We start from the raw sequence: 22,857 nt of genomic DNA, 5'->3' as shown, positions 1-22,857 counted from the left end.
CTTCAATTATGGTAAAATTCTATCTAACAGAATTTTATATTTTTAAAAAAATAGTATATTTACGATCAATTTCAGTCTTTAACAACCAATTAAGATTAGTAATTATTAGTTTTTATACATTAAAAACTGATATTTCAACAACAAGAATGCTAAAAAATAAGAATATCACTTTGTTTAGACAGGATTTTTTACTTATTCTAATTTTCAATTTACTCTTCTGTTGGGGTTGGTCTCAAAATTCAAATTCTTCTCAAGACTATTTTAATCAATCGCAAAACCCAAGTATCAATCATTTTACGAGAACAGATTTTAATGCTGATTCTCAATTTTGGAGTGTTGTTGAAGATAATGATGGACTTATGTATTTTGGCAACAATGATGGAGTTCTAATTTACGATGGCAGCCATTGGAAGCACACCTCCCTTCCAAATTCTTCTTCGGTAAGGAGTTTGGCAAAAGATTCTTCCGGAATAATTTATGCCGGCGGTTATCACGAATTAGGTATTGTTAGAAAAGATAAGTTTGGAAATTTTAAATTTAAGTCGTTAAAAGAAAAACTACAGCTCGAAAATGTAGACTTTGAAAACATCTGGCAAATCAATGTGATTCAGAACAAAGTAATTTTCAGAAGTTTTAAAAAGCTTTTTATTGTTGAAAATAATAGCGTTACGCAAATCCCTTCCAAAAACACTTTTATTGAATCATTTGTAGTCAATAATAGGTTTTTCGTTCAGGACGCTGATGAAGGAATTTTTGAAGTCGATCTTCAAACCAATCAAATACAGAAGTTAATAGACAAGAAAAGTTATGACAACGAAAAGATTGTACATATTACTGATCATTTCGATTTGATTTCTGGTTCTGGCACTATTTATAGTTTGCAAGATTCTTCGTATAAAATAGCACAACAACTTTTTATGAAAAATAACGATCAAGTTATTTCTTCTATTGAAAGTAATGAAATTATTTATTTAGGTACGCTAAGCAGCGGGGTTGTAGTACTTAAAAAAAATAAGGATCATTATACGGTTCATCCCATTAACAACTTACAAGGTAGTACAGTTCTAAATTTATACAATACCCGTAAAAATAATATTTGGGTCTTACTCGACAATGGTTTAGACAAGATTAATTATAGTAGTCCGCGTACAACCATTTTTAGTCGGGCTTCTGTATATGATACTTTTATTGGTGATTCTAATTTATATATTGCCACTAATCAAGGCGTATATTTTTCAGAAAATGCGAGTACGCCCAACCACTTTAATAAGATTGAAAGTTTGCAAGGCCAAGCTTGGAGTATTGCTCACTTTAACAACACCTTATTGGTGAGTCACGATAAAGGACTTTTTAAAATAAATGAAGATTTTACAAGTACAAGAATAGGAAATACAAATGGGGTGTGGAAAGTTATCCCTTTTCCTAATCATCTCCATACATTTTTGGTTTGTACTTATAATGGGATCTATATTTTAAAAAATGAAAATGGCTCTTGGAACATACAAAACAAAGTAGAAGGCTTTGATGAATCTGCCAGGGACATTTTAAAAGCTAACCAAGAAAACTCATTCTGGGTTTGTCACGGTTATAAAGGAGTGTATAAGATAACAATTAGCAGAGATTTAAAAAGAACGATTGCTATTGATCATTATACCGATAAAAACGGACTCCCCTCTCCTTTTAACGTGAATGTGTTTAAGTGGAATAATCATACAGTGTTTACTACTAATAATGGGGTGTATGAATTTAACGAAATTTCTAAGCAATTTTCTCCTTTTGAACCTCTTAATAAAATTGTAGATACCTCTAAAAATACCCGAAAAATAGTACAGGATAGTGATAGAACTTGGGTGATTCAAGATGATGAAGCGGGATATTTTGAAACTAAAAGCAACAACCCCAAAATTGTAAAAGATATTTTTTTACAAACGAAAGGAACTTTCAACCGTGGGATGGAAACCATTGTTCCCGTCAATAAGGAAAAAGTACTTATTGGTACTCATACCGGACTGTATTTATACAACCTCAATCAACAAAATTCAAAAGAAAAAATACAGACACAATTTACCGCTATTTCCTATACCATTGATGATGAAAGAAGAAACCTACCCATACAAAACGATTCCACACTAGAGCTGCCCAATAATTTAACTTCTATTAAATTTTCTTTTGCAGCTCCAAAAATGCCCAATAACCTAAGTAATGGTTTTAGTTATAAACTTGAAAATGCTGATAAAAATTGGTCTCCGTGGCAAAGTTTACCATTCAAAGAATTTAATTTATTACGTCCGGGCAGCTATACTTTTAAAGTTAAAAGCAAAAACGTCCTAGGAATTGAAGCAGAAGTGGCCCGCTACGATTTTTACATTCAACCTAAGTGGTACCAAACTAATTTAGCCTATTTTTCATACGCTATTATATTTTTCATCCTTGTGTTTATTACCCAAAAACTGGTAAGAAATAAGATTCATAAAGAAAATGAAAAAACCATTTTACGGGAACAACGCACCAATCAGCTTCTTCAATTGGAAATAGAACAACTAAAACTCCAAAAGGATAAGGAGAAGGTAGAAAAAGACAAAGAACATTTAGAAAAAGATATTATCCAAAAAAGTAAAGAGCTAGCCAATTATACGATGCTTTTGGTTAATAAAAAGAATTTTTTCAATGCCTTACAAGACGATTTAAAAGAATTAAAAAACATTGTAAAGAACAGAAACTCCAAACAAAAAATTCTTGAAATCTTTCAAAAACTACATCAAAATAAAATAGACGAAGAATACTTTAAGGTCTTTGATGAAAACTTTGAGAAGGTTCATCAAAACTTCTTTAACAACTTAAAAGAAAATGCTCCCACCCTATCAAAAAAAGAAATACGTTTATCTGCTTTTATCAAAATGGGCTTGACCAATAAAGAAATCGCTCCATTACTTAATATTTCTACCCGTGGTGTTGAAACGGCAAGATATAGGTTAAGAAAAAAGCTTAATCTGGATCAGGACGATAAATTGATGGAGTTTTTCGATAGCTTAGCCTAAGAAATCATTATTCCTTATAAACTTAGCTATTCTGGCTTATTCTTATTTCTTAAGCCTTAAAAGATTTTAAGATTAGCTCCAATAATAATAGCTTTTGAACAATCCCAACAATATTAAACCTGAAGGTTTTATTAGCGGTGACGATGATGATGGAGCTAACCATCAAATTTTATTAACCGAATTCTTCTGTTTTATATCAATTCAATTTAAAAAATTAGTCCAAATTAATTTTAATGTAATTAATTGAATATTTTAATTTATTGATTAATAATTTTTTAGTAAATTTAATTTCATTTGGATTTACTAACCTTAAACCCTACCGCCATGAAAAAATTCCGAATCACATTTTCCGTTATTTCTTTGATCTTCTTGGCTATAGGTATTACTTACCTAGATTTTGATAACCTAAGTTTTTTAAAAAACTATAAGGCTTATATTCTTATTGTTTTAGGAATATGCACCTTGGGGTTTTCTTTTCTAAAACCCGTACATTTAAATCTAGATGAAAAATAATTGGGAAGAAAGAATTATTCTATTCTAGATCTTCCATTTTTTCTTTATGTAGTTTAAAAGGCCTAACAATTAACCTAGCTGCCCTATCAAAATTGATATAACTGTATGTCCAATTGAAAAAGGTCACTATTCGGTTTCTAAAACCAACCAAAAACCATAGGTGAACAAACATCCAAATAAACCAAGCAAAGAAACCACCAAAAGTAGATTTCTTTAGGTCTACCACGGCCTTATTTCTTCCGATAGTGGCCATAGTTCCTTTGTCAAAATAATCAAAAGGTTCTAATTTTTCGTTTTTAAGTATTCGCTCTAGGTTTTTAGCTAAATGCTTTCCTTGTTGGATAGCGGGTTGTGCCACCATAGGATGTCCTTTTGGGTATTTTTCACTTTGCATTAAAGCAATATCCCCTATTGCAAACACATTTTCATAACCTTCTATCTGATTAAAAACATTCACCTTATAACGATTAGCTCTTTCTACCAAAGCTTCAGCTTTTAAGCCTTGTACCGGTGCTCCAGTAACTCCTGCACTCCAAATAAAGGTTTCCGTTTCAAAACTTTCATCGGTGTTCGTTTTCACCAACTTCCCATCATAGTCCTGCACCATGGTATTTAAGTGAATTTGTACCCCTAAATCCTTCAAAAACCGTTCTGCTTTTGCAGACGATTTCTCAGACATCGGAGGCAATACCCGGTCTAAACCTTCTAAGAGGTGAATTTTCATTTCAGAAATATCAATATCGGGATAGTCTTTAGGAATAATATTATTCCTTACTTCAGCAATAGCTCCACTCAATTCCACTCCCGTAGGTCCTGCTCCGGCAATCACAAAATTAAGTAGCCGCTCACGCGTTTTTTTATCTTTGGTAATCGTAGCCTGTTCTAAATTTTCTAGAATTAAGCTTCTAATATTTAATGCATGTGGAATGGTTTTCATACACATTGCATTATTTTCTACCGCTTCATTTCCGAAGAAATTAGTTTTAGAACCCGTTGCAAGAATCAAATAATCATAGGCCAACTCACCTATATCTGAAAAAATCTTGGTATGTTCTGTATCAATAGAAGTAACCTCTGCCAATCTAAAAAAGGCATTTTTCTTTTCAGTAATTAATTTTCTAAGTGGATACGCAATAGAATCTGGCTCTAAACTAGAAGTAGAAACCTGATATAATAAAGGCTGAAATGTATGGTAATTACGCTTATCGATTAAGACTACTTGAAATGCTTGAAGCTTGATTAATTTTTTGGCAACATTCATGCCGGCAAAACCTCCACCAACAATTGCGACAGTAGGTAAGTTAGAAGCTGGAATATTCATAAAATGAAATTGAGTTTGTGCAAAATTATAACCCCTAAGCCAATTATTATGTTAGCATAGTTATAATTTCTGAAAAAATTGTAACAAATTAGTAAACCTAACTACTAATGAAGAAACTTATTTAAAATTGAGCCAAAAAACGGAACATACTTTTGTAGCGCTTTTAGAGAAGCATCAAAACATCGTTCATAAGATTTGTAGGCTATATACCAACGATCAAGCGGCACATAACGATTTATTTCAAGAAATAACCATTCAGTTATGGAAAGCTTATCCCAAGTTTAGGGGAGATGCCAAATTTAGTACTTGGATGTACCGGGTAGCTTTAAATACCGCCATCACCCTTTACCGAAAATCTAAACGTAAAATTAAAACCCAAGAATTTGAAAATGTAGCTTTTAAAATTAAAGCTGAAGAATATGATGATACCACCGAAAAGCAGCTTTCTGTCATGTACGCTGCCATTAAAGAATTAAACGATATTGATAAAGCCTTGGTATTTCTTTATTTAGAAGACAAGAATTACAGTGAGATATCCGATACTTTGGGAATCTCTGAAGTGAATGCAAGAGTGAAGATGAACCGAATTAAAAAGAAGCTGAGAAGCATACTAAATCCGTAAGCCCATGGATGAATTAGAATTATTAAAGAAAGACTGGAAGAAGCAAGAAAAGAATCTTCCGCATATAGAAGCCAATGAAATTTACCCCATTTTATTGAAGAAATCTTCCTCTATCGTAAAATGGATATTTTTTATAAGCCTTGGTGAATTAGCATTAGGTGCTTTCCTGAATGTGTTTTTAGCCGATCATGAATTCTGGAAACAGGTAGAAAACATTCATCTTAAAAATACCGTCATTGTGATGTATATTTTTGGTTACGCCATAACCATTTTATTTGTTCTGCTTTTTTATAAAAGATACAAAGCAATTTCTACTACAGATAGTGCCTATCAGTTAATGAAGAATATTCTCAAAACTAGAAAAATTGTAAAATATTATATTTTCTATGTCTTGGCCTCTTCAGGGATAGTAGCCTTTGTGACCTTTATTTTCACCTTGTTATACAGTAGCGATTTTGAAAATGTTCGTGATGAAATTAATTGGCCAAAAGCCATCGGCTTTGGACTATTATTAATTATTGTTTTTATAGTAATATTATGGTTAATCTATTCCCTTGTTTATGGGATTCTATTGAAAAAACTGTATAGGAACTACAAAGAACTTAAACGTTTAGAACTCTAAATTTTATAAGTACTCAAACATTTATTTAAGAGTGATTTAACAATCACCTTCGTTAGTTTTGCAAGAAAGGGTTTAAATTACTCTAGGCTAAAACTAATCTATGAAATTTAGAATATTACTTGTACTTAGTATTTTTTTCTTCGGAAGCATTTCTGCACAAGAAATCTCCAATGAGCGAATTAAAGAAATTATTGAAGAATACCGAAACCTTCACCGCGGACCTTACTTAAAAATTGAATGGTTTTGTGATGATGGAACGCAGCGGGACTCTAAAGATCCTTGTCCTGATAAAATTGGTGGAATTCAGCATGCGAGTTACAAACCTATTACCATTCAGCTGCAAGAAAAAAACCATATTTTCTTTGCCGATATTTTAGCATACACCGATAAAGGCGCTTTCTGGGATGCCAATCATCAACATTCCCGTTTAAAACAATACCAACTCAATAATTACCTTGAAAGTGTAGATAATGGTTGGATTATGGAAAAAGCCCAATATTATCGTGGTTCCGTACAGTCGGAAGATGAACAAGAATGGGGAAAAGATTTTTACAACTGGTTATTACTGAGCAACAATCGAATAGAAGAAAATTTCTACCTCATTCGTCAAAGTCTTCAAGATATTCCCCATAATGAAGATACCAAAGAATCGCAAACCATTAGAAGTTTATCAAAAACCATTGCCGAGGATAATCCAAAATTTATGGATGCCCGGACTAAAATCCACGGCCAACCTGATAAAACAGACATTCAGCTAGTAAAAAAGTTCAAGGAAGAAAATGAAAAAGATTTATCTGCTGAACAGAAAAAAGAAATCGATTCTCTTACCCGTGCGATGGAAAATTTCTACTCGCCCATTGATTTGAGTTACTTTAAACAAGAAGCAAGTAATTTTCCGAAAGGAACATTTTTAAGAACACAATTAGAAAATTTTGGAAGTCAATCACAAGACTCAATCTCCAATCAGCATTTAATTGAAAGTGCTGCCAATTTAATGTGCGAAATAAGAACTGAATTACCACAAGTTCAAAGTACATCCGACCAATTAATCGCCTTAGATCTTTCAGTTAAATTAGAAGAAATCATTTTTAAAACCGCTCCTGAATGGAAGCCCTCTTCCCTATTAGAGCAATTAGATAAAATCTATGCCTTAAGTTTAGCCTCGGCTAGTGCGGGAAATGTAGAATGGTGGGAATGGAACCAAGTAGATCATTTACTTCAACTGGACAATTTAAACGAAATTACCTTAGAAGAACTCAATCAAATATTAGCGGTAGCCCGAAGCCAAGTAGAATGGAGTGCTGCCATGGTAAAAGCTATTTATGGTGATGCTGTTGAAAAATACAATGCTTTTGAGCCGAAAGCTTCCGGTTTTATAGACGATCGGGTACGCTCTTCTTTAGCCCTTAGATTGGGAGAAACTGTAAGTGAACTGGGGAATTTTATACGAGAACAATCCAAGCTCTCCAATGAAGTATTCAAATTGAATAATCAAAGTTCTTTCCGTGGATTAAATCCTGGCTATGCCTTAGGAAAATTAATTGTAGTGGAAGATAATCCGGAATCTGTAGAAGTCTCTCCTGAAAATATTTACATTTTTCAAAAACCACCATCCGATTTAAAACCGGTGGCAGGAATTGCAACCGTTTCTGAAGGAAATTTGGTTTCTCATGTGCAATTATTAGCGAGAAATTTAGGGATTCCAAATTCGGTTTTAAGCAATCAAAATTTGGAAGACTTGAAAAAATTTGATGGAGAGATGGTGTTCTATGCAGTTTCTGAAAAAGGAATGGTTATAATGAAAGCTGAAGATGAGATGTCTTCAGAAGAAAAAGCACTTTTTAAAGAAGAAGGTGAACGCCAACAAGAAAAAATAAGTGTTCCTATAGAACGAATCAATCTTCAACAAACTTCTCCACTAAATCTTACAGAAGTAGATGCAAAAAGTTCAGGAATCATCTGTGGTCCCAAAGCTGCAAATTTAGGTCAACTAAAAAGTATGTTTCCAAATAATGTGGTGAATGGTGTTGTCGTTCCTTTTGGGATTTTTAGGGAACATATGAATTTACCTATGCCTCAACAAGATGCTTCGTACTGGGAATATTTAAAGGCTAGTTTTGCTCAAGCACAACAAATGCGGGAAAACAATATTCCCGAAACCGAAGTACAGCATTGTACCTTAGACCGATTGGCCTTATTGCGGGAAGCAATAAAAAAAATGCCTTTGGTTCCTAATTTTGTGAATGATTTGGAACGTAGTTTCCAAACAAATTTTGGAACCTCTATTGGTGGAGTTCCTGTATTTTTAAGAAGTGACACCAATATGGAAGATTTAGGAAATTTCACCGGCGCCGGACTTAACCTTACCGTTTTCAACGTGCGGGATCGTGAAAAAATTATTCAGGGTATTAAAGATGTTTGGGCTTCCCCATATACCGAACGTAGTTTTAAGTGGAGACAGCAATATTTAGAAAATCCTGAAAATGTCTTTCCTTCAATTTTAATTATTCCTTCAGTAGATGTAGATTATTCTGGGGTAATGATTACCAAAGGAATTATCAATAACAATCCCAACGATTTAACGGTAGCATTTAGCCGAGGAGCCGGTGGTGCGGTAGATGGTCAATCTGCTGAAGCTTGGTTAATCGATCTCAATGGCGAAGACCGCTTACTTTCTCCGGCTAGAGAAACTTTTTATAACCGTTTACCACAAAATGGAGGGCTAGATAAAGAGTCAACTAGTTTTAATCACGCCATCCTTTCTTCAGCAAATATCAAGCAATTGGAAGATTTTGCTCAGAATATTAGAAAAACCATGCCTGAGAAAACCAGTAAAGAGAATGTAGGTCCTTACGACGTAGAGCTAGGTTTTAAGGACAATAAATTATGGCTGTTTCAAATACGTCCCTTTGTAGAAAATAAAAATGCTCAGAGCTCTAAATATTTGCAGTCACTTACTCCTGAGATTGATACCCAACAAAAAATAAGTTTACAACATCAGATTTAAAATAAGTGATTGTTTAATCAAATTTTATTGAGCATAGACTTATGGTTTTAAAACCTATAAGATCTGCTCTTAAAAACTTTAAAATTCAATTTAATATATGTCTCATAAAAAACTATTACTCACTTTCCTTGGTTTAGGATTTATCTCCTTTATTACCTTAAGCTTCTACCCTATCGATGGCTACGAATCTACTGGAATTTCAAGGCTTTTACGTTTAGAACGAATTAAAAAAGATTCTACACAAAAATTAAGTTTACCTATAGGAGCGCAACTTCCGCTCAACTGTATTGAACTTCAGCTTACGCAAGTAGAAGATAGCATTTCTGAAATTTTACAGGAAGATGAAGCTTTTGCAGAAAAATTGAGAAAAGTAATTCCCTCAGGAAATTATTCGTTGACCATTTTAGATATGTCAGATCCGCAGCATCTCAAATATATGGGCCATAAAGAATCTTTGGGATATCAACCGGGAAGTGTCGGAAAATTAACCGTCATTACAGCTTTATTTACCCAACTTCACAATATTTGTCCGGAATCTTGGGAAGCTAGAAAAGCCATCTTAAAAAATAAAAGGGTAAAAGCAGGCGATTGGGCTATTTATGACCATCATACCATTCCTGATTATGATATTGAAAATGACAAACTCGTTAAGCGAAAGGTAAGTCCCAATGATGTTTTTACGTTATACGAATGGGCCGACCATATGATGAGTGTAAGCAATAATGGCGCGGCAAGTGTAGTTTGGCGAGAAGCTTTGTTAATGGCGGCTTTTAAAGATAAATATGAATACCTTACACAAGAAGAAGTAGATGAATATTTTAAAAATACCCCTAAAAAAGAACTAACACTTTTAGCCAACCAAATTGTCAATGAACCTTTAAGAAAAATAGGGATCACTCACGATGAATGGAGATTAGGTAGCTTTTTTACTTCTGGCGCCAATAAATACGTAGGCGATATTGGAGGAAGTATAGGAACTCCTTTAGGATTAATGAAGTATTTAGTACAACTGGAACAAGGAAAAGTAGTAGATAAACCTTCCAGCCTCGAAATTAAGCGATTAATGTATATGACCGATCGTAGAATTAGGTATGCTTATGCACAAGAATTAAAAGATGCAGCGGTGTATTTTAAATCGGGCTCCTTATATTCTTGTGATCGTTCTAATGGAAAGTCTTGTGGTGAATATGCTGGAAATGTATATAATTATATGAATTCAGTAGCTATTGTTGAACACCCCAACGGGAAAAAATATATGGTTTGTTTAATGACGAACGTACTTCGAAAAAATTCTGCTTGGGATCATATGGTATTGGCTTCTAAAATAGATGAAGTGATTAACCCTAAAACAGAAGAAACCGAAAAATCCTAGACTTTCTCCAACTGATTTAAAGCATCTTGGGCAAAAGTACTTATTTTTTTATTTCGATGAATTATCAAGGGTTTCACTAGAGAGATATAAGATTTATCTTCTAACTGGGCGATCAAGTATAGAACAGCTAATTTTATCTTTAAATCCTTTCCTTTCAATAACATTTCAAAACAATGTTTTTCGGTAGGAATCACTAAATCATCACGATCGGTTTCGTGAGACATGACCATCGTGTTTTCTACCAATGGTAATAAAGCTTCCTTCAAATTAGGATGTAGTAAATTGTCTAAAAACTCGATTGCATTTGCCCGTATATCTTGCTTATCACTTAATATTCCGTGGTAAGCAATTTCTATATCTTTTTGTTGATAGCGAAGCCCTAACAACGTGAAAATCTGTTCCAATCCATGATCCAATCGTTTTTCTAGAATTTCAATTAAACTATTTCGTGCAGAATATTCTTCTAAATCTTTATCGTTAGTCAAGGTATCTTCATAGCGAATAAAAATTTGCTTCTGAATTTGCATTGCCGACAACGTTTTGTGGTAAAGCTTACATTCTTGAAGAATTAAACGTACAACGCTCTTTTTACTGAATTTTAATGTCGTGTTGCTGGTCTTTAATTTATTTAAAACCCTGGCCGCTTCCAACCTTACGACTAAATCTTTATTTCGTAATAATTTAAATAACCCATCAACGGCTTGCTGACCTCCAAAACCTCCTATAATTTCCGGGATAAATTGTTTGCTATTGGATGAAATATGATCAAAATTCAACTTAAAGATAAGTTCTTTAATAATGGCATGACCATAGTTTTTTAGCGCCTTAATACTTTCTTCCCTAAAATTTTTCTTCTGAAGAAAATCTAACAAATCATTTAAAAATATAGCACTAGAACTTATTCCAGCCGCTTTAATAGCTGCAGAAATTACTTCTTCGTTTTTATTATTGAAATGCGCAGTGATAAAGGAATAAAATTTAGGGTTTTCTGCGTAGCCAATTGCCTGAATCAATTCAATGGTTTCTTCAATACGATGATCTTCACTAGGTAAATTAACGTCTTCTATTTTCTTTTCTAGGCGTAATTCTAAATTGTAGCGCAAAGCAAGTTTTTTATTGTCCCGCGATTCAATGGCCAAACATAAAAGCGCTGCTGAAGAAATATAAGGATTTTCGTGATTAAGGTAGCTATCAAAAACCTGAAGATCGTTAATATCGGTATGGGTGAGTAAATAGCGCATAGCAGCTAATACGACTTCATCATCTTTGGTATGAATAAGTTTTTCTACTTTTTCTGCAGCAGTTCCTTTATCGAGTAAATATAAATTGGAAATAGCAGCTGCTTTTATTTCGCTTGAGGGATGATCTAATAATTTAATAATTAAACTCCGTAACCTTTTATCTGAAACATCGTTTACCTTATTCAGCATAAATAATATTTCACTATCCTCCCCGGTTTCCAGAACTTTTATAATAGTAGCTTTTGTAGAAACACTTTTTGATTTTTGCTTTTTCTTGTCAAGTTGACTTTTATTTCTAAAACTCACTAAATTATCCCTAAACGAATGAAAATAGGTTTTTCTAACTTTATAAATAAAGAAAAACCAAATACTAATAAATACAAGGATTAAAATAGAAACCTGGTAAGCTTCAAAATCAAGTCCCCTTACAACAAAAATCAATAGACAGCCTGCAATTCCGGTAGCAACACTATCTACAACAACATCTATAAAAGATTTTGTTTTATTTTTTATTTCGGTAGGAACGGGCAAAACCAAAAGTTCTTGCGCCGCTTTATTAATCGATTGCTTTAAACTTCCATCTACTGCTTTTAAAAGTACGACTACCCAAAGTTCAGGAAAAACAATAAAGAGAATAGCAGCAAGGCCAATACCCAAAGGTAAAACAAGAAGTGTGGATGCTGTTCCCCAAACCCCAACTATTTTTCGTGTTAAAAATAATTGAATGACTAAGGAACTTGCATTAAAAGTAGAGAACCAAAACCCAAAAAAGGAAGCCAATTCATCTGAATCGGGTATCGCTTTGGAAGCCATATCACTATATTGGTAGTCCACCAATTTGGCTACCAACACCCCTACTCCAATAATTCCCGCAATGTAGGTTAGGTGTTTAGACTCTAAGATTAATTTAAAAGACGATTCGTTAGAAGCGTAAGTTCGTTGCTGTTGTCTAAAAACCCCTAAACTTTTTACGCGTTTTCTCCAAATAATATGCAATAAAGGAATACAACCAATTACTAAAATAGCACCGATAATCATTAAATCGTCATTCCCTATAATGGGTGCTAGTAAATTGGTAAGGTAACCGCCTAAAATACCCCCACTAATGGCTCCTGCTCCAATAAAACCAAACAAGCGTTTAGCTTCACGGATGTTGTACACCAAATTGGCTAAAATCCAAAATTGTGAAGTGGCTAATACTGCGTAAATAGCTACCCAAACATAATAGAAATAAAGCAGCCAAGTAGAAAAATAGTGAAGGCTTAAAAGTACTTTTAAAGAGATAAATACTAAAGCTGAAATGATTAAGGTAAAGGTGATAATCCTAAGTAAGGAAAAACGCTTTAAAGCCTTATTGTAAAAATAAGAACTTCCCATAGCTACCAAGGCTACTAATAAGAAAGCGTAAGGTAAACTTTGGGAAGTTAATTCAGAAAGAAACAACGCGTTAACAGTAGGTTTTACTATTAACAGCGTTGTGATGATTAAAAATATATAGAGTTGCATTAACAACGAAACGCCTAGTTCTCCGCTTCTAATGTCAAATGTTCTCTGTACTAGTTTTCTCAGCATTTTTTGGATTGACTACTTTTTTATTAAGTAGTTTCCAAAGAACGTGATTTTTTGATTATGTTTTCAACTGGAACTACTAAATCTCTTATAATTTGTTCTCCGTTTGGATCTTCTACTAAGGCTACTAAAATGTACTTTCTTCCATCTTTTCCCCATACCAAGGCAGAATCTGCGTGATAGTTTCTCCAAGATCCAGACTTTCTAAATACTCTTGCGTTTGGTGCAATTCTATCTAGTGTATTTACAAATTTATGATGTAAATGTGAATCTTCCATAATGTCTAACATTTTCTTAGACTTTTCTGGTGATACCAAATTACCGGTAATCATTTTGTAGTAAAATCTACAAACTTGTTGTACACTGGCTGCATGGCTTAATCCTTTAATAGGATCTGGATTTCTTGGTCCTCCGGCAGCATATCTCTTACCTACCCATAAACCACCGCCATTTACTTTGTCATAAAGTTTATATTCATCACTTTGTAACACAGCAGCAATTTTATCGTAACCTAAACGGTCTATCATTCGTGTAGATGCGTGATTATCTGATCGGTTAATCATCAGATTAAGATCTCTTGTTACCTCAGGAGTTTCTGCCAACTCACATTTTTCAATAGCATCCATAGAAGCTAAAAGAATAGCAATTTTTGGTAAGCTAGCTGCATACATCATTTCTTGACTATTGATTCCTGCATAATGCACACTATTGATATTATTTAAATCGACTACTCCAACAGACATCTTTTTATTGTTAATAAGACGTCTCCAGGTAGGATTCTTCATAATCTCATCTTCTAACAACACTTGAAGTGGATCGTTTTCAATTTCTGAAAGCGGAGCTATCTGATTAAAATCATTTAAAGGTAAGCTCTGTTGTGCGTTGACAGAAGTGAATAATAAGATGGTTGAAAAAATACTTAGGAAAATGTGCTTTAACATAAATAAATTTTAATTTTAATTAGGTTGTGTTGATTCAAATTTAATCAAAAACTAATCATAATCAACTTAAAATCAGTTTTTAACATACACTACATAATAGTTCAACTAACGTGCCAATTAAATTTTATTTTGTTAAAATATACTAATTTTAACATTTAAGCCTCAGAAGATGGATCTTCTTTGTAACTCCATCTTCTCATTTCATTAAGTTCTTCTTGTATTTTCAGCTCTTTCTCAGGAATAACTTTAAGGAAAGAAGGGTGCTGCTCGATGGCATACTCTATTTTAGAGACAATATCATCATAAGAATCGTTCTCGTAGTCTATCTCCAATGGTTCTTTAATCACCATCGATTGAAGAATTCCACGTTTTTTAATCCGAATCCCTTTTCTATCAAAAGATCTTCTAAAACCATCAATTACAATAGGGACCACAACGGGTTTATATTGTTTAATAATATGAGCGGTTCCTTTTCTAATAGGTTTCCAAGGTCGTGTGGTTCCTTGCGGAAAGGTAATTACCCAACCATCATCTAAAGCTTTCTTAATATTGGTGATATCGCTCATTTTTACCTGACGGTTCACTTCTTTTCCTTTCGAGCGCCAAGTTCTTTCAATAGAAATACTACCTGCATAAGCCAAAATACGTGCCAATAACCCCGCTTTCATAGTTTCTTTGGCGGCGATGTAATAAATATTCAGTTTTGGGTTCCACAAGTATCCAATATTCCTAATATTATCTACCCTGCCGCTTAAACTCGCATTAAACACATGAAACATCGCTACCACATCGGCAAAATAAGTTTGATGATTAGAAACGAATAAAACCTTAGTATCGGGCAAATCTTTTATAATTTCTGACCCTTCTATGTGAAGGTTATTAAAACCATGATAGCGACGATGCGTCATCGCTCCCATAATTCTAATGAGCCATTTTTTTAAGAATAATATATGTCCAAAAGGATTTTTTTTGAATATCCCCATTTTTGCTTTGTTTAGAACCTTCAAAGATACGAAAATAGCTAACTTATAGTACTTCTTTCAAAATTCCCTTTACCTCATTGAGCATCATACCGGTAGCTCCCCAAACTATTTGTTCGTTTAAATAAAAAGCTGGAACAAGTACATTTTTTGCGTAAGAAGTAGAGAGCTCTTTTTCAATTAAATTGCGATCATTAAGAAAATCTTTCAAGCTTACTTCCAGTATCTCTTCTACTTCACTTTCTTGCTTCATAAATTGCGGTGTTTGCTCAGCAATCCCCAAATAAGGCTGTACCCAAAAATTAGAAGGTGGAATATAGATTTTAGTCAGTTTTTTTAAGACCTTAATTTCTTCCGGTGCAACACCTACTTCTTCATGGGTTTCCCGTAATGCGGTTTCCATTAAATCACGATCTTCTTCTTCTTCCCTCCCTCCGGGAAAGCCAATTTGAGCTGAATGTACTCCTTTGTACGTTTTTCTCAAGATTAAGGTAAGGCAAGTTTCCCCAGCTGCATTGGGATAAAATAAAGCCATCACCCCGGCACGTTTAGGATTCTTACTTGCTATATCTATACGATCGATTTCTTTTTTTCTGAAATTAGGCGCCATTTCTAAATGGGCTTTCTCCCCTATCAGTTGAATTTTTTCTATTTTTGAAACCGAATTTTTAAATTCTGAAAATGTCATACATTCAAAAAATTTCTTTGCTAATAGCCCTTAGTGGGTTTGTTTTCCTCACAAGTTGTGAAGATAACAATAAAAGTAAGAAAGTAAACGAGAAAGATTTACAAGAAAAAAGGGAAAAACAAAGAACCGATAGTATTTTAAATTCAGTAAAGATTCCTAGCGGGGGTAAAGAAATGGATATCGATATTCGCTCTATTGAAACTATTGAACAAAAAGATTTAAAAGCTTTTCTTGAAAAATACGGAAAAGAAAATCCTGAGGATAAAGCCATTATCTATACACGTTTTGGAGCAATTCACGTACAATTATTTAACGATACTCCACTTCACCGCGCCAATTTTATAAGGTTAGCTAAAATGGGCTATTTCGAAACTACTTTTTTTCACCGTATAGCCGAAAACTTTGTAGTCCAAGGCGGTAATAGCGATAACGTTGCAACCCAAAAGGTACGGTCTAAAGTGGGTGATTATTTGATTCCGAGTGAAAGCGATGCCGGACATTTACACAATTACGGAGCTTTTTCTGCAGCAAAATACAGCGAACAAAATATAAGTAAAGCTTCTTCCCCATTTGAATTTTTTATTGTTCAGGATAAAAATGGAGCTCATCACTTAGATAAAAAACATACTGTTTTTGGAAAAGTTACCCAAGGAATGGATGTGGTGAATGAAATGGCAAAAGTAGAAACCGACCAAAGTGAATGGCCCAAAAAAAATATTATGATTGATAGTATTGTTGTAAACTAAAATTAGTTGTCAACATCAAAATAAACCGAAGGCAAACGAATATCAAAATAGACAGCTAAAGATCTTGTAAAAATTACTACCGCTCCGGAAATTGTAAAAATCACCCCGTCGCTCAAAGGAAATTGCATTAATAAAAAGTAAGTAATTCCTCCTAAAATACAAGCCGTTGCATAAATTTCTTTCGTTCTAAATAGAAGCGGAATTTCATTACATAAAATATCTCTGATTACCCCACCAAAACAAGCCGTCATTGTACCAATAGCGATACAAATAATTGGGGGGAAATCTGCCGATAAACCTTTTTCTATTCCTAAAACAGTATACAGGCCAATTCCCACCGTATCAAACAAAAAAAGTGACTTTCTTAAGTAGACCAGTTTTTTCCTGAAAATTATGGCAAACACAGAAGTTCCCATAATTACGTACATATAAGTTAAATCACGCATCCAAGCCACAGGAAAACCAATAAGAATATCCCGTAAAGTCCCTCCCCCTACAGAGGCGACAAAAGCGATAATGAAAATACCAAAAGGATCCATTTTCTTTTTCATAGAAGAAAGTACTCCAGAAATAGCAAAGGAAATCACTCCTAGTATATCGATTACCATTAAATATTCCATCTACCTTTGGGTATAATAATTATAATCTGCAATAATTCTATCTATAAACTGTAAAGGTCGCTGCTTAGGCGTCACCTCCATCATAGAACTTACCTTGTTGGATAAAGAGACAATAATAGCATGATTAGATTCCCGCTTTGCTTTTTGATATAGGTTTTTAATGGTTTGTATCTCGTTATCAGAAAAGACAGTGACTTGCGGATATTCCGGTTGATAGTCTTCCGGTATTTCCATGCCTATGGTTTGATGCAAGAATGTTTGTTGTTTTTCTGAAATCACCGTTGTTTTCGCAGCAATATCTCCTAAGCGTTGCCCATGTCCATTTAATAAATAAACCACTAGTGCCAATGCACCGGAAGTCATTCCTAACTCTAAAAGACCTAACAACCACCTAATGGCAAAATTGGAAAACCCCGCTTTAGAACCGTCTAATTTTACCACTCGAGTTCTCAAAAGCGCTTTACCAAGAGTTTGCCCATTAAAAAAAGTTTCGGCCAATAAAGGATATAAAAAAACCGGCAAGCCTACAATAAGCATAAACACCCATGTATCTCGGGAACTTAGTGATATCATACCTAATAAAAATATGGCTAAGATGGCATAAGTTGCAATTACCAAAATATCAACAATATAGGCCAATACCCTATCCCCTAAGTTGGCAATATTTTGCTCAATAGCGACATTTTGGGCAGTTTCTATTTGAAAATTATCCATTTAATCTGTTTCTTTGAACTACAATCTTCGAAAATCATGCGTGAAGCTGCATTTGTTAAGCAAAATAAGGATAAATGGAAGAAATTTGAAAGCGTTCTGCAGAATAAAATTCAAATTTCACCAGAAGAATTATCTGCCCTTTATATAGAAGTGACTGATCATTTAAGTTATGCGCAGACTTTTTATCCACAAAGCAATACATTAAGATATCTTAATGGTTTAGCTTCTAAAGCACATCAAAAAATATACAAGAGCAAACGGGAATCCAGAAATCGATTAATTACTTTTTTCACAAAAGAATTCCCCAAAGAGTTTTACCATTATCAAAAGCAATTGCTTATTGCGTTTATATGTTTTTTCATTTTTGCTTCGGTAGGTTGGCTTTCTGCCGGAACCGACCAAAGTTTTGTTCGGGCTATTATGGGCGATGCTTATGTAAACATGACTTTAGATAATATTGAAAACAACGATCCGATGGCGGTTTATAAAGAAATGGAAGAAATGAACATGTTTTTAGGAATTACCGTTAATAATATTAGAGTTGCTTTATTTGCTTTTGTCATGGGGATTTTCTTTGGTATAGGAACACTTTTCCTACTTATGAAAAATGCAATAATGCTGGGAAGTTTTCAATATTTCTTTTACGAAAAGGGATTGCTTTGGGAATCGGTAAGAACTATCTGGATTCACGGTACCATTGAAATTTCTGTTATTATTATTGCCGGTGTGGCCGGACTCTTAGTGGGAAAAAGTATTTTATTTCCCGGCACGTATACCCGACTCACTTCGTTTGTAAATGGTGTAAAAGCCGGACTGAAAGTAATTTTAAGTACCATTCCATTTTTTATTATTGCAGGATTTTTAGAAGGTTTTGTGACCCGACATACAGAAATGCCAGATTGGTTAGCTATTCTAATTATAAGCTTATCTTTGGCATTCATTTTATTTTATTACGTTTTTTACCCAATTTATCTAAATAAGTTAGCTCGAAAAAATGCAGAAAATCATTCAGTTTAAGAAAGAACGGGAACTAGGAGATGTTCTTGGAGACACATTTAAATTTGTTAGGGAAAATTATAAATTGCTGTTTAAGGCTTTGGTAAAATTTGCCGGTCCGGTATTTTTAATACAACTATTTGCTACCGGTTATTACACGTTTACCGCTTCAGATCTTGAAAAGATATTTTCAGGAGCAGGTCAAATCAATTCTGGCTTTGGCTTTAATATGGTTTTAGCAATGCTATTTATGTTTATAACTTCAATTGCTTACCAAGCATTTATGTATGGAACCATTCAGCATTCCATTAAATCTTATGTAAAAAATAACGGCGAAATAAATCTAGATGAAGTTGGGCATGGGATGAACCAAGATTGGGGAAGTTTCTTAGGACTTGGTTTTGTTATTTTTGCTATGGTATTTGCGGGAATCATGTTTTGCTTCATACCGGGAATCTACTTAATGGTTCCACTTTCTTTGGCCTATAGCATTAAAACTTTTGATAGGTTAAGTTTTTCAGAAACCATTTCCCATTGTTTTAGATTAGTGAAAGATAATTGGTGGATTACATTTTTCACGTTATTGGTAATGGGAATCATTGTTTACTTAATGAGTATGATTTTTCAAATCCCTGCACTTATTTACACCATGACTAAAACCTTCACTGCTGTACAAGAAGGTTCTTATTCCGACCCATCATTTATGTTCGATTGGGTGTATTTAGCTTTAAGCGTAGTAGCCAATGCTGCTCAAAGCATTATCTTTGGAATACTAGCCATAAGTGTAGCTTTTATTTATTTCAGCCTTAACGAACAAAAAAACCATACCGGGGCTTACGAAGCCATCGATAATTTAGGCAAAGATCAATAAATGCAAGTAATTCGCTGTTTTATTTATAGCTTGGTTTTGCTCGTTTCTTCTTTTGTTTTAGCCCAAGGAGATAGTATTCAATTACCAAAAATTGAATATGATAGAACCGAGAACCTTCAACCCGTTTCTTTTAATCAAGAACAATTTGAAGACTATAAAAACGATAGCGATTTTGACTATTCCGATGTAAAAGCGCAAGACAGTTGGTGGGTTAAATTTAAACGTTGGATGGGTAATCTTTGGAATAAATTCTGGAGATGGTTGCTGGGCGACTTTGAAGCAAATTCCTTTTTGGCTTTTCTAATTAAGAATTTACCATATGTTATTCTCTTTTTAATAATTTGCTTTATCGTCTATCTCTTTATAAAAATAAATCCTGCCGGACAGAAAATGATGGGCAAAGATACCCCTAAAGTGTTTCTTTCTGCGGAAGAAAAAATTATTTATTCGGAAGATATCGACAAATTAATTCAGGAAGCTCTAGCAAATAAACAATATAGATTGGCGGTGAGGTATTCTTATTTATTGACTTTACGGAAATTAAAAGACCGTAAAATTATAGACTATCAATTTCAAAAAACCAATCACGATTATTTTACTGAAATAGAATCTAAACCACTCAACCAAAGTTTTCAAAAGATTACCAAAGTTTACGATTTTGTTTGGTATGGCGATTTCCCCATTACGTACGATGAATACAAATTGGCTGAAAAAGAATTTGCTAACTTTCAAAACCAATTGAATTAATGGGGAAAAGTTATAAAATCATATTGGGTATTTTACTGGTTTTGTTGGCCGCTTTAGTGTTTTTAGAGGCTAACCAAAGAGATCCCATTAACTGGTTTCCCAGCTATACCAAAACCGATAAAATTCCGTTTGGAACCTATGTTTTCTATGAAAATTTAAAAGAGCATTTTCAGGTGAACGATGTAAATGTTCCTCCGTTTGAATTTTTATCAGATTCGACCCATACCGGAACTTATTTCTTCCTCAATCAATCAGTAGGATTAGATGAAATAGAAATGGAACGCTTGCTCAATTGGGTAAAAAAAGGAAATACCGCGGTGATTTCTGCCAACAATATCAGCTATCCGTTATTAGATACCTTGAAGCTTACGTTTACTGAAAAAATTAGAACAAACGGGCTCACCAATATTGCTGAATACAATTTTAGTAATCCAAAACTAAAAGCAGACAAAAATTATAGTTTCAACAGAGATAAAACCCTCTTTTATTTTGATTCTTTAAACGGAAAAAAACAGAAAGTCCTTGGCTTTGCAAAATTACAAGAGGATGAGCCTTATGATAGCCTTCCTAATTTTGTAGAAAACAAGTTTGGCAAAGGAAAATTTTTATTACAAACTTCTCCGGAAACTTTTAGCAACTTCTTTTTACTAAGGGAAAATAATGTTGAATATGCTGAAAAGTTTCTCGCCTATTTAAATTCTGATCAAACGCTTTATTGGGACAACCACTATAAAAACGGGAAAACCTTTTACACTTCTCCCCTTTATATTTTACTGGGAAATCCTTATTTAAAATGGGCCTATTATTTTGTACTGATTGCCGCGATTTTATTTGTCTTTTTTGAAGGAAAACGAAAGCAAAAAAGTATCAAAGTTATTGAGCCTTTACGCAATCAAACCTACGAATACACCCGAACAATTTCCGGAATGTATTTAGATAGAAAAGATTATAAAAGTATTGCCTACAAATTAATAGATCAATTTTTAAACTTCCTTCGGAAAGAGTTGAAAGTAGATGTACAAAAACAAGAAAACTATTCTGAATTATTAGAAATACAAACCGATAATACTTCAGAAGAAATAAAAATATTACTTTCAAAAATTCAAGAACTACAGCGTAAAAATTCCATCTCCAAAAAAGAAGTGGAAGAACTAAATCGCTTAATTATTCAATTTAAAAAGAATATCTAATGGAAAACGAAACTCATAACGAACTTCAGCCCGAGCAAGAAACAAACGCTCCACAAGAAAACTCTGTAAGTTCAGAAGAAAATAAAGATTTAAATTTTAGCAACCGCATCCCATTAGAAGAATTAAAAAATGCGGTAAACCAGCTAAAAGAACAAATGGCCAAAGTAATTGTGGGTCAACAAGATTTTGTAGAACTTTTAATCGTTGGTTTATTGGCCGATGGCCACGTACTCATAGAAGGCGTTCCCGGGATTGCCAAAACCATTACTGCCAAACTCTTTGCCAAATCTATAAAAACCAATTTTAGCCGAATTCAGTTTACACCAGATTTAATGCCCAGTGATGTATTGGGAACTTCTATTTTAAATACTAAATCTTCTGAATTTGAATTTAAACCCGGCCCTATTTTCTCTAATATCGTTTTAATTGATGAGATTAACCGTGCACCGGCCAAAACTCAAGCCGCTTTGTTTGAAGTTATGGAAGAACGCCAAATTACCATTGATGGTAAACAACACACGATGCAACCACCGTTTATGGTATTGGCTACCCAAAACCCGGTAGAACAGGAAGGAACCTATGCCCTACCCGAAGCGCAATTAGACCGATTTATTTTTAAAATAAAAGTAGATTATCCTTCGCTAGAAGAAGAAATTCAGATTTTACAATCGCATCATGCCCGTAAACAGCAGCAACCTACCGATTTAATTGAACCGGTTTTATCTCCAGAACTACTCAATAAATTCCGTACCCAACTCCATGAAATTGTCATTGAAGAAAAAATACTGAATTACATTGCACAAATGGTTACCAAAACCAGAAACCATCCGCACTTATTTTTGGGAGGTTCCCCAAGGGCATCCATTTCCATCATGAATGCTTCCAAGGCTTTTGCGGCCATCAACGGAAGGGATTTTGTGACTCCGGAAGATGTAAAAAAATCGCTTAATCCGGTATTGGGACATCGTATCATTTTATCTCCTGATAAAGAAATGGAAGGAATGCGTACCGAAGATGTGGTAGAAATGATCGTAAAATCTATTGAAATCCCAAGATAAC

Annotated in this window: 18 protein-coding genes; 11 read left to right on the top strand and 7 right to left on the bottom strand. The window is 33.9% G+C overall.

Annotation, left to right across the window (positions count from 1 at the left end; all coding sequences use genetic code 11):
* Positions 1–146: 146 nt before the first annotated feature.
* Positions 147–3,038, top strand: a complete 2,892-nt coding sequence (locus FVB9532_RS02670; protein ID WP_194716467.1) for a triple tyrosine motif-containing protein — start codon at positions 147–149, stop codon at positions 3,036–3,038.
* A gap of 532 nt (positions 3,039–3,570) precedes the next feature.
* On the opposite strand, the gene FVB9532_RS02665 is transcribed toward FVB9532_RS02670, so the two are convergent.
* The gene (locus FVB9532_RS02665; RefSeq protein ID WP_150543673.1) at positions 3,571–4,872 is read right to left on the bottom strand and encodes an NAD(P)/FAD-dependent oxidoreductase; all 1,302 of its coding nucleotides are present in this window, start codon (positions 4,870–4,872) and stop codon (positions 3,571–3,573) included.
* Between the two features lie 127 nt (positions 4,873–4,999).
* On the opposite strand from FVB9532_RS02665, the gene FVB9532_RS02660 reads away from it, so the two are divergent.
* The 4 genes from FVB9532_RS02660 (at position 5,000) to FVB9532_RS02645 (ending at position 10,495) form a co-directional block, all read left to right on the top strand.
* A complete protein-coding gene (locus tag FVB9532_RS02660) occupies positions 5,000–5,494 on the top strand; it encodes an RNA polymerase sigma factor (RefSeq protein WP_150313250.1) in 495 nt (164 codons plus the stop codon).
* 4 nt (positions 5,495–5,498) lie between these two features.
* Positions 5,499–6,116 carry a DUF8845 family protein gene (locus FVB9532_RS02655; RefSeq protein ID WP_150543672.1) on the top strand — a complete coding sequence of 206 codons (618 nt, stop codon included), beginning with the start codon at positions 5,499–5,501 and terminating at the stop codon, positions 6,114–6,116.
* A 100-nt stretch (positions 6,117–6,216) separates the two neighbouring features.
* Positions 6,217–9,123 carry a PEP/pyruvate-binding domain-containing protein gene (locus FVB9532_RS02650; protein ID WP_150543671.1) on the top strand — a complete coding sequence of 969 codons (2,907 nt, stop codon included), beginning with the start codon at positions 6,217–6,219 and terminating at the stop codon, positions 9,121–9,123.
* Positions 9,124–9,220: 97 nt separating this feature from the next.
* Positions 9,221–10,495, top strand: coding sequence for a serine hydrolase (locus FVB9532_RS02645; protein ID WP_150543670.1), 1,275 nt, complete (start codon positions 9,221–9,223; stop codon positions 10,493–10,495).
* On the opposite strand, the gene FVB9532_RS02640 is transcribed toward FVB9532_RS02645, so the two are convergent.
* From FVB9532_RS02640 to FVB9532_RS02625, 4 genes are all read right to left on the bottom strand, one after another.
* Entirely contained in the window at positions 10,492–13,308 is a 2,817-nt protein-coding gene (locus FVB9532_RS02640) for an Npt1/Npt2 family nucleotide transporter (protein ID WP_150543669.1), read from the bottom strand. The two genes, FVB9532_RS02645 and FVB9532_RS02640, sit on opposite strands and share 4 nt — an antisense overlap.
* Before the next feature lie 23 nt (positions 13,309–13,331).
* Positions 13,332–14,246 carry a serine hydrolase gene (locus FVB9532_RS02635; protein WP_150543668.1) on the bottom strand — a complete coding sequence of 305 codons (915 nt, stop codon included), beginning with the start codon at positions 14,244–14,246 and terminating at the stop codon, positions 13,332–13,334.
* 155 nt (positions 14,247–14,401) lie between these two features.
* Complete coding sequence (locus tag FVB9532_RS02630; RefSeq protein WP_150543667.1) at positions 14,402–15,229, bottom strand: lysophospholipid acyltransferase family protein; 828 nt, start codon at positions 15,227–15,229, stop codon at positions 14,402–14,404.
* 43 nt (positions 15,230–15,272) lie between these two features.
* Entirely contained in the window at positions 15,273–15,914 is a 642-nt protein-coding gene (locus FVB9532_RS02625) for an NUDIX hydrolase (RefSeq protein ID WP_150543666.1), read from the bottom strand.
* Here FVB9532_RS02625 and FVB9532_RS02620 point away from each other — a divergent pair.
* Complete coding sequence (locus FVB9532_RS02620; protein WP_150543665.1) at positions 15,908–16,660, top strand: peptidylprolyl isomerase; 753 nt, start codon at positions 15,908–15,910, stop codon at positions 16,658–16,660. The two genes, FVB9532_RS02625 and FVB9532_RS02620, sit on opposite strands and share 7 nt — an antisense overlap.
* A gap of 2 nt (positions 16,661–16,662) precedes the next feature.
* On the opposite strand, the gene FVB9532_RS02615 is transcribed toward FVB9532_RS02620, so the two are convergent.
* Entirely contained in the window at positions 16,663–17,280 is a 618-nt protein-coding gene (locus FVB9532_RS02615; protein WP_150543664.1) for a trimeric intracellular cation channel family protein, read from the bottom strand.
* Complete coding sequence (locus FVB9532_RS02610; protein WP_150543663.1) at positions 17,281–17,994, bottom strand: RDD family protein; 714 nt, start codon at positions 17,992–17,994, stop codon at positions 17,281–17,283. It abuts the gene before it with no gap.
* 36 nt (positions 17,995–18,030) lie between these two features.
* On the opposite strand from FVB9532_RS02610, the gene FVB9532_RS02605 reads away from it, so the two are divergent.
* From FVB9532_RS02605 to FVB9532_RS02585, 5 genes are read left to right on the top strand one after another with little or no spacing between them, the layout of a single operon-like run.
* The gene (locus tag FVB9532_RS02605) at positions 18,031–19,011 is read left to right on the top strand and encodes a stage II sporulation protein M (RefSeq protein ID WP_150543662.1); all 981 of its coding nucleotides are present in this window, start codon (positions 18,031–18,033) and stop codon (positions 19,009–19,011) included.
* Complete coding sequence (locus tag FVB9532_RS02600; protein ID WP_150543661.1) at positions 18,989–19,861, top strand: hypothetical protein; 873 nt, start codon at positions 18,989–18,991, stop codon at positions 19,859–19,861. Before FVB9532_RS02605 ends, FVB9532_RS02600 begins: the two co-directional genes overlap by 23 nt.
* Complete coding sequence (locus FVB9532_RS02595) at positions 19,862–20,608, top strand: DUF4129 domain-containing protein (RefSeq protein WP_150543660.1); 747 nt, start codon at positions 19,862–19,864, stop codon at positions 20,606–20,608.
* Positions 20,608–21,798, top strand: coding sequence for a DUF4350 domain-containing protein (locus FVB9532_RS02590; RefSeq protein ID WP_150543659.1), 1,191 nt, complete (start codon positions 20,608–20,610; stop codon positions 21,796–21,798). Before FVB9532_RS02595 ends, FVB9532_RS02590 begins: the two co-directional genes overlap by 1 nt.
* Positions 21,798–22,856: an AAA family ATPase gene (locus FVB9532_RS02585; protein WP_150543658.1), complete on the top strand. Its 1,059-nt coding sequence runs from the start codon at positions 21,798–21,800 to the stop codon at positions 22,854–22,856. Before FVB9532_RS02590 ends, FVB9532_RS02585 begins: the two co-directional genes overlap by 1 nt.
* Position 22,857: the final 1 nt, after the last annotated feature.

The sequence above is a fragment of the Mesonia oceanica genome (assembly GCF_902499555.1).
Classification (GTDB): domain Bacteria; phylum Bacteroidota; class Bacteroidia; order Flavobacteriales; family Flavobacteriaceae; genus Mesonia; species Mesonia oceanica.
The sequence above is the reverse complement of the archived record's forward strand: the minus strand, read 5'-3'. Positions and strand labels throughout refer to the sequence as shown.

What these genes read in the sequence shown, in the direction of transcription:
- FVB9532_RS02630 (WP_150543667.1), bottom strand. Translation starts at nt 15,229, where the DNA reads ATGGGGATATTCAAAAAAAATCCTTTTGGACATATATTATTCTTAAAA.
- FVB9532_RS02595 (WP_150543660.1), top strand. Translation starts at nt 19,862, where the DNA reads ATGCAAGTAATTCGCTGTTTTATTTATAGCTTGGTTTTGCTCGTTTCT.
- FVB9532_RS02665 (WP_150543673.1), bottom strand. Translation starts at nt 4,872, where the DNA reads ATGAATATTCCAGCTTCTAACTTACCTACTGTCGCAATTGTTGGTGGA.
- FVB9532_RS02605 (WP_150543662.1), top strand. Translation starts at nt 18,031, where the DNA reads ATGCGTGAAGCTGCATTTGTTAAGCAAAATAAGGATAAATGGAAGAAA.
- FVB9532_RS02590 (WP_150543659.1), top strand. Translation starts at nt 20,608, where the DNA reads ATGGGGAAAAGTTATAAAATCATATTGGGTATTTTACTGGTTTTGTTG.
- FVB9532_RS02615 (WP_150543664.1), bottom strand. Translation starts at nt 17,280, where the DNA reads ATGGAATATTTAATGGTAATCGATATACTAGGAGTGATTTCCTTTGCT.
- FVB9532_RS02625 (WP_150543666.1), bottom strand. Translation starts at nt 15,914, where the DNA reads ATGACATTTTCAGAATTTAAAAATTCGGTTTCAAAAATAGAAAAAATT.
- FVB9532_RS02620 (WP_150543665.1), top strand. Translation starts at nt 15,908, where the DNA reads ATGTCATACATTCAAAAAATTTCTTTGCTAATAGCCCTTAGTGGGTTT.
- FVB9532_RS02670 (WP_194716467.1), top strand. Translation starts at nt 147, where the DNA reads ATGCTAAAAAATAAGAATATCACTTTGTTTAGACAGGATTTTTTACTT.
- FVB9532_RS02600 (WP_150543661.1), top strand. Translation starts at nt 18,989, where the DNA reads ATGCAGAAAATCATTCAGTTTAAGAAAGAACGGGAACTAGGAGATGTT.
- FVB9532_RS02610 (WP_150543663.1), bottom strand. Translation starts at nt 17,994, where the DNA reads ATGGATAATTTTCAAATAGAAACTGCCCAAAATGTCGCTATTGAGCAA.
- FVB9532_RS02635 (WP_150543668.1), bottom strand. Translation starts at nt 14,246, where the DNA reads ATGTTAAAGCACATTTTCCTAAGTATTTTTTCAACCATCTTATTATTC.
- FVB9532_RS02645 (WP_150543670.1), top strand. Translation starts at nt 9,221, where the DNA reads ATGTCTCATAAAAAACTATTACTCACTTTCCTTGGTTTAGGATTTATC.
- FVB9532_RS02585 (WP_150543658.1), top strand. Translation starts at nt 21,798, where the DNA reads ATGGAAAACGAAACTCATAACGAACTTCAGCCCGAGCAAGAAACAAAC.
- FVB9532_RS02640 (WP_150543669.1), bottom strand. Translation starts at nt 13,308, where the DNA reads ATGCTGAGAAAACTAGTACAGAGAACATTTGACATTAGAAGCGGAGAA.
- FVB9532_RS02650 (WP_150543671.1), top strand. Translation starts at nt 6,217, where the DNA reads ATGAAATTTAGAATATTACTTGTACTTAGTATTTTTTTCTTCGGAAGC.
- FVB9532_RS02655 (WP_150543672.1), top strand. Translation starts at nt 5,499, where the DNA reads ATGGATGAATTAGAATTATTAAAGAAAGACTGGAAGAAGCAAGAAAAG.